General features: G+C 64.4%; 7 protein-coding genes. All 7 read left to right on the forward strand.

Annotated elements, in window-relative coordinates:
- Window positions 1–228: 228 nt before the first annotated feature.
- The 7 genes from NW853_RS08990 to rpiA all read left to right on the forward strand — a co-directional run bounded on the left by NW853_RS08990 (window position 229) and on the right by rpiA (window position 6302).
- Complete coding sequence (locus NW853_RS08990) at window positions 229–1011, forward strand: SH3 domain-containing protein (RefSeq protein ID WP_414332736.1); 783 nt, start codon at window positions 229–231, stop codon at window positions 1009–1011.
- A gap of 44 nt (window positions 1012–1055) precedes the next feature.
- Window positions 1056–2009, forward strand: coding sequence for a hypothetical protein (locus tag NW853_RS08995; protein WP_414332734.1), 954 nt, complete (start codon window positions 1056–1058; stop codon window positions 2007–2009).
- A 70-nt stretch (window positions 2010–2079) separates the two neighbouring features.
- The gene (locus NW853_RS09000; RefSeq protein WP_414332733.1) at window positions 2080–2613 is read left to right on the forward strand and encodes a hypothetical protein; all 534 of its coding nucleotides are present in this window, start codon (window positions 2080–2082) and stop codon (window positions 2611–2613) included.
- Between the two features lie 2 nt (window positions 2614–2615).
- A complete protein-coding gene (gene cbiM / locus NW853_RS09005) occupies window positions 2616–3260 on the forward strand; it encodes a cobalt transporter CbiM (RefSeq protein WP_414348844.1) in 645 nt (214 codons plus the stop codon).
- Window positions 3247–4080 carry a cobalt ECF transporter T component CbiQ gene (gene cbiQ / locus NW853_RS09010; protein ID WP_414348845.1) on the forward strand — a complete coding sequence of 278 codons (834 nt, stop codon included), beginning with the start codon at window positions 3247–3249 and terminating at the stop codon, window positions 4078–4080. Before cbiM ends, cbiQ begins: the two co-directional genes overlap by 14 nt.
- Before the next feature lie 119 nt (window positions 4081–4199).
- On the forward strand, window positions 4200–5579 hold the full coding sequence (gene rimO / locus NW853_RS09015) for a 30S ribosomal protein S12 methylthiotransferase RimO (RefSeq protein WP_414348846.1): 1380 nt from the start codon (window positions 4200–4202) through the stop codon (window positions 5577–5579).
- Window positions 5580–5609: 30 nt separating this feature from the next.
- Window positions 5610–6302, forward strand: coding sequence for a ribose-5-phosphate isomerase RpiA (gene rpiA, locus NW853_RS09020; protein ID WP_414332726.1), 693 nt, complete (start codon window positions 5610–5612; stop codon window positions 6300–6302).
- The last annotated feature ends 139 nt before the right edge of the window (window positions 6303–6441 follow it).

Genomic DNA, 6441 nt, shown 5'->3' on the forward strand with positions numbered 1-6441 from the left:
ATGGGGGGTCGCCCACCCACAAGGGTGTCTGCTCTGCTTCCCCTGGCTATAGAGGCGGGGGGTTGACGCGATTCTGTTCAAGCCAAGGTCAGAAGCAAAAGTCGGCATCTTTGAAGATGTTATAGATTGGGATGCGAGTGCTCTGAATCTCGTAGATCCCCGGTTGCTGACAGGGATCCCAATGGGTTTTGCGGTTCTTGTCTGCAGCTTTGCAGGGAGGTACTTTGGATGGCTAACTACCCAATGCGAGGCCGTTCTTCTCCTGCTTCTGACCATTTTCCCTTGGGCACCTTGGTGGTGGCGAGCGTCTCGGTTGGGGCTCTGGCCGCCTTGGGTTGGCAGTTGTGGCAGATGGTCGCTCCGATGTTGGCCCCCCCGCCCCCACCCCAATTTCAGCGGGCGATCCGCCCGGATCCCTTGCCGAGCCCAACCAGCTTTCCCCCTCCCCTGTCTGCCCCTGCTGCAGGCACCCTTGACCCTGAAGGATTTCCCCCCGGCAGCCGCGGACGGGTGATTGAGCCGATTGGCCTGGCGATCCGCAGCCGGCCCTCCGCCGATGGAGCCTACCAGGGCGGGATTGTGGTGGGGGAAACGGTGACGGTGTTGGAGTATAGCGCCGATGGTCGTTGGCAACGGGTGCGGCGGGAGTTGAACGGTCAAGAGGGCTGGGTGCGGGCGGGCAATTTGGGCCCTGTGGAAGGGGCGGCAGCCTCGGCATCTGCTGTCTCTACCGTTTCACCATCGACAGTTCAGTTGACTCAACCCAGGCCTGAGTCCACCCACTCTCCTGGAGCAACAAGCGTTTCCCCCGGTGAGCGGGGGCGGGTGATCGAGCCGATGGGTTTGGCGCTGCGAGCCACTCCCGACCGGGAAGGGGCCTACATGGGCGGCCTGCCCCTGAATGAGGTGGTGACGGTGTTGGGCCTGAGCGAAGATGGCGGTTGGCAGCGTATCCGCCGCGAGAACGGGCAAGAGGGCTGGGTGCGGGCCGGGAACCTGGCGCAGGAGTAGCAAGATGCCCCAGCGGGGGATTGTGGTGCCCCGAAAGTTTGTGTTTGGCTAGGTCAGTAGCGCTGGCCGAACTCCAGGTGAAGCAACTCCTCTCTCCGTCGTGGGTCATTTCCTCCAGGGATCCCTTGGCCAGAGGGCTGGCTCTGGTGGCCCTGGGGCTGGGAGCCGGCATGACAGCTTGTCGTCCGCCTGTCGAGTCGGGGCCAGCTAGGGAGCCGCAGGCGATCTCTGCCTCGGCCAAAGGCACGCTGGAGCTGTGGGCCAACGGCGAAGCGTTCGTGCGGGAGGGGTTGGTCTCCAAAGACGGCTGGGCGCTGCAGTTTGAGCATGTGTACGTGACGCTGGCCGACATCACGGCCTACCAGACGGATCCCCCTTTTGAAGGGAAAGGGGAGCTCCAGGCCAAGGCCTTAGTCAACCTGACAGGCCCCCTCACGGTGGATTTGGTGCCAGCGGCGGGGGCAGAACGGGTTCTGCTGGGATCCCTGGAAGCTCCCCCTGGGCACTACAACGCCTTGGCTTGGCGGCTGGTGCCGGCAGCGGAGGGGCCGGCCAAGGGCTACTCCCTCTGGATCGAGGGCACAGCCCGGCCAGCAAAAGGGGAGGGAGAGGGGATCCCCTTTGTGCTCAAGTTCAGCCCTGAGCTGGCCTTCGTCTGCGGCGAGTATGTGGGGGAAGCGCGCAAGGGCTTTGTCCAGGCGGGCCAGGTGGCGGATCTGGAAGTGACTTTCCACTTTGACCACCTGTTTGGGGATGGCAGCCTACCGCCGGAAGATGACCTCAACCGGGCGGCGCTGGGGTTTGCCCCGCTGGTGAAGCTGGATCCCCTCTCCCTGGAGCAGCGGCTAAAGGGGGGATCCGACCCTCTGGTCTGGGACGACCTGCAGGAAAGTGGGACGGCGTCCGAAACCCTCTTGGAGATCCTGCAGAACTTGGGCCACGTGGGGGAGGGCCACTGCCGCGCGTCCTCTGACCGTCTTGGTGGGACGGGATCTTGACCTTAGGTCTTTGCCCTCGAGCCTGGGTGGCTTTTGCAGTCGAGAGATTGTCCTCTACTTTTGCCGACCCATGAACTCAGTCTGGCCAAATCGCCTCCCTTTCTACGCTTACTGGCAACTGAGCTGGCTGGCCTGCGGCCTGCTCTTGTCTGCTCCGGCTTGGGGGCATGGGGTGGAGGCCTCTTGGCGGGCCGTCCCCACTTTCGAGATCCAAGCCCGCTACGATTCCGGCGAGCCGATGCGTTCTGCCCGCGTCACGGTGTTTGCGCCCACCGATCCCACCACCCCTTGGCAGGAAGGGCAAACGGATGAGCAGGGGCGATTTCTGCTGCAGCCGGATCCTGAGCTCAAGGGACTGTGGCAGGTGCGCATTCGCCAGGCCGGCCACGGCGGGGTGGTGAACGTGCCGGTAGGCGAAGCGGCTATGCAGGCAGAAGGGATCCCCAACGGCTCCTCCTTTGGCCCTGTGCAGCGGGGGGTTATGGCTGCCTGTGTCATCTGGGGGTGCTTGGGTACGGCCCTGTTCTTCTCCCGGCCCCGTCCCTCCCAAGGCCCAGAACTCCCCGACTCCTCAGGGGGTGTTGCCGCTTTGAGCCAGGACTAGCCATGCACATCAGCGAGGGCCTTCTGCCAGCACCGCTTTGGCTGGGGGGCTATGGCATCACTGCCCTGCTTACGGGTTGGAGCCTACACCTCCTCCAGCGGTTGGAAAAGGATCCCCGCCGCCAACTGCCCAAGGCGGCGCTGCTGACCGCCGCCTTTTTTGTCGCCTCCTCCATTCACCTGCCTTTTCCCCCGGCCAGCCTGCACCTGCTGCTCAATGGCTTGCTGGGCGTGATGCTGGGGGCCTTGGCCTACCCGGCGATTGTGGTGGGCCTGTTTTTTCAGGCGGTGGCTTTTGGCCACGGGGGGCTAACCACCCTGGGGATCAACGCTGCCATTATGGGGATCCCGGCGCTCTTGGCAGGGGGGATCTTTCGAATGGGCCGACGGCGGCTGGGAGACGGGTTGGCAGCCTTCTGGGCGGGGGCGGCGGGGGTGGGGCTGGCGGCGCTGCTCTTCTACGAGGTGGTGATGGCTGCTCTCCTGGGCGAGGGGACGGTCTCCACCCAAGCAGAGCGCTTGGCCTTGGGCAGCTTGGTGATGGCCCACCTCCCTTTGGCGGCGGTGGAGGGGCTGTTTACCTGTTGGGTGGTGCGGTTTTTGCAGCGGGTGCAGCCGGAGCTGCTGGGAGAAGATGCCAAAAGATAGGGCCGAGGCCGTCATCTCCCAGGATCTCAGGGGAACGCAGTTCTCTCCACCCGCTCCCCTCCCTCCCTCCCCCTCTTGGCTTCACCGCTGGCGGCCTTTGCCCAAGCTGGTGGGCCTGGGAGCCCTGATGGCAGCTTTTGCCCAGGTGCAGCGCTTGGCCTTGCTGCCCCTGGCCTGGGCGCTGCTGGCTCTTCTCTGGGCGCTGTCGGGAGTGCCGCTCAGCCGAGGACTGAAACGGCTGGCCGCCCCAGGCGCTTTGCTAATAGCTCTCGTCGCTCTCCTACCGTTAGTTATGGGGAACACCATCCTCTGGCAGTGGGGATCCCTGGCTCTGCGGTGGGAGGGGCTGGAGAAGGCGCTCTATGTCGTTGGGCGCAGCCTGGCTTTGTTGGCGCTGGCGACGCTGCTTTTGGAGACCACCCCCCTGCTGGAACTGTTGGCGGCTTTGCGGGCGCTGGGGATCCCCGACCTGCTCTTGGAGTTGGCCTGGCTGACGCAGCGCTACCTGCAGGAGATAAGCGCCCAGTGGCAGCAGATGCAGCGGGCAGCTTGGCTGAGGGGCTGGCAGCCGCGGGGATCCCTGTGGCGTCCGGGCCCGGCCTTGCGCCAAGACCTGCCCTTCCTGGCTGCTGGGGTGGCTACTCTCCTGGTGCGCAGCTATGAGCGCTCCGAGCGCGTCTATCAGGCGCTGCGCCTGCGGGGCTACGGGCGGGCGCCCTTGGTTCCGACAGCGGCTGGCGGGGATCCCTGCAGTTGGGCGGCCAGCGGTCTGGCAGTGGCTGTGGCTCTTGGCTTGGTGTGGGTTCAACTTGGGGGGTAGCCCGATTGAGCTGGTTGGCAGAGGAGTAGCGAAACCTAAACTAGAATAAGAAAACTTTCATTTCTGCTGTCGCCATTCTCTCGGCCTCTCCTGTGGCTATGAACCGGTTGGAGACCGCTTTGCCTACGCCCTCTCGCAGCCCTGCCGCTCCCCCAAAGAAAGCGCCGGCAGTTGCCGTTGTGCACCTGGGCTGTGAGAAAAACCGGGTGGACACCGAGCACATGCTGGGCCTGCTGGCCCAGGCGGGCTACCGGGTGGAAGGCGACGAAGACAGCGCCGACTACGTCATCGTCAACACCTGCAGCTTCATCGAGGCGGCGCGGCGGGAGTCGGTCAGCACCCTGATGGAGCTGGCGGTACAGGGCAAAAAGATCCTCATCGCCGGCTGCTTGGCCCAGCACTTCCAAGAGGAGCTGCTGCGGGAGATCCCGGAGGCGGTGGCCATCGTCGGCACCGGCGATTACCACCAGATCGTGCAGGTGATCGAGCGGGCGGAGCGAGGGGAGCGGGTCAACGCCGTCACCTCCAGCTTGGACTACATTGCCGACGAGACCGTCCCCCGCTATCGCACCACCCATGCGCCGGTGGCCTACCTGCGGGTGGCCGAAGGATGTGATTACCGCTGCTCTTTTTGCATCATCCCCCACCTGCGGGGCAAGCAACGCTCCCGCCCCATCGAGTCCATTCTGCGGGAGGCGGAGCAACTGGCCGCAGAAGGGGTGCAGGAGTTGATTCTCATTTCCCAGATCACCACCAACTACGGGATCGACCTCTACGGGGAGCCGCGGCTGGCCGGGCTCATCCGCGCCCTGGGCCGGATCCCCATCCCCTGGATCCGCATGCTCTATGCCTACCCCACCGGCATTACCCCGGCAGTGGTGGAGGCCATTCAAGAGACGCCCAATTTCCTGCCCTATCTGGATCTGCCGCTGCAGCACAGCCACCCGCAGATCCTCAAAGCCATGAACCGCCCCTGGCAGGGCCAGGTCAACGACCGGGTAATCGAGCGGCTGCGCCAGGCGCTGCCCAACGCCGTGCTGCGCACCAGCTTTATTGTCGGCTTTCCCGGCGAGACGGAGGAGCACTTACAGCATCTGTTGGACTTTGTGCAGCGCCACCAATTTGACCATGTGGGGGTGTTTACCTTTTCTCCTGAAGAAGGCACACCCGCCTACCACCTTCCCCAGCAAGTGCCGGAGCCCCTTAAGGAAGAGCGCCGCGCCCGCCTGATGCAACTGCAACAGGGGATCGCCTTCCGCCGCAACCGCGAGCAGGTGGGGCAGGTGGTGCCTGTGCTCCTGGAGCAGGAAAACCCCCGCACCGGCGAGTGGATTGGCCGTTCCCCCCGCTTTGCCCCTGAGGTGGACGGGGTGGTGTACGTGCGCGGGCCGGGATCCCTGGGATCCCTGGTGCCGGTGCAGATTACTCGCGCCGAGCCCTACGATCTCTTTGGCCAGGTGGTGGCAGCGCCGCAGGGCTTTAGCTGGAGCGGGCGGTAGAATAATTCGGTTGGACTCCGGAAAGGCGAGATGGCCAGTGCAGATGAGCTGAAACAGGCAGCAGCCCAAGCGGCGGCTCAAAAGGTGCAGTCAGGGATGGTGGTGGGGCTGGGCACAGGATCCACGGCTGCTTTTGCGGTGAGCGCCCTGGCGGAGCGGATGCAAAAGGAGGGGCTGCAGTTCATCGGTGTGCCCACCTCGGAGCGCACAGCAGAACAAGCCCGCTCCCTGGGGATCCCGCTGGCCACCCTGGAGGAGCAGCCCCGCCTGGATCTGGCCATCGATGGAGCCGACGAAATTGAAGTGGGATCCCTGAACTTGATCAAAGGAGCGGGGGGGGCTCTGCTGCGGGAAAAACTGGTAGAGGCCAGCGCCGCCGAGCTGATCATCATCGCCGATGCCTCTAAGAAGGTGACGCATCTGGGCACTCGCTTCCCGGTGCCCGTGGAGGTGGTGCGCTTTGGCTGGAAAACCACCTTGGCGCGGGTAGAGGCTATTGGCTGTGCGGCCACTTTGCGGTTGAATGCCCAAGGGGATCCCTACCTGACGGATGAACAGCACTACATCCTCGATTGCCAATTCGGCCCCATCGCCGATCCCGCCAAGATCGCCGATCAACTCAAGGGGACGGTGGGGGTGGTGGAGCATGGCCTGTTCATCGGCATGGCCCAAGAGGCGATCATCGCCCTTCCTGAGGGAATTGAGACGCTGCAACCAAGCTGATCCCGTACCCAGTTGCGTATTGGCATCATGTCCAATCGCCATGAAACGGTTCGTTAACTCCCCTCTCCCGCTGGGAGAGGGGCTGGGGGTGAGGGAGCGCTCCCGCTGGGAGAGGGGCTGGGGGTGAGGGAGCGCTCCC

Source organism: Synechococcus sp. H55.11 (assembly GCF_047462475.1).
GTDB lineage: Bacteria > Cyanobacteriota > Cyanobacteriia > Thermostichales > Thermostichaceae > Thermostichus.

Coding starts and splice junctions, on each gene's coding strand:
- NW853_RS09000 (WP_414332733.1), top strand. CDS start 2,080: ATGAACTCAGTCTGGCCAAATCGCCTCCCTTTCTACGCTTACTGGCAA.
- cbiM (WP_414348844.1), top strand. CDS start 2,616: ATGCACATCAGCGAGGGCCTTCTGCCAGCACCGCTTTGGCTGGGGGGC.
- cbiQ (WP_414348845.1), top strand. CDS start 3,247: ATGCCAAAAGATAGGGCCGAGGCCGTCATCTCCCAGGATCTCAGGGGA.
- NW853_RS08990 (WP_414332736.1), top strand. CDS start 229: ATGGCTAACTACCCAATGCGAGGCCGTTCTTCTCCTGCTTCTGACCAT.
- rpiA (WP_414332726.1), top strand. CDS start 5,610: ATGGCCAGTGCAGATGAGCTGAAACAGGCAGCAGCCCAAGCGGCGGCT.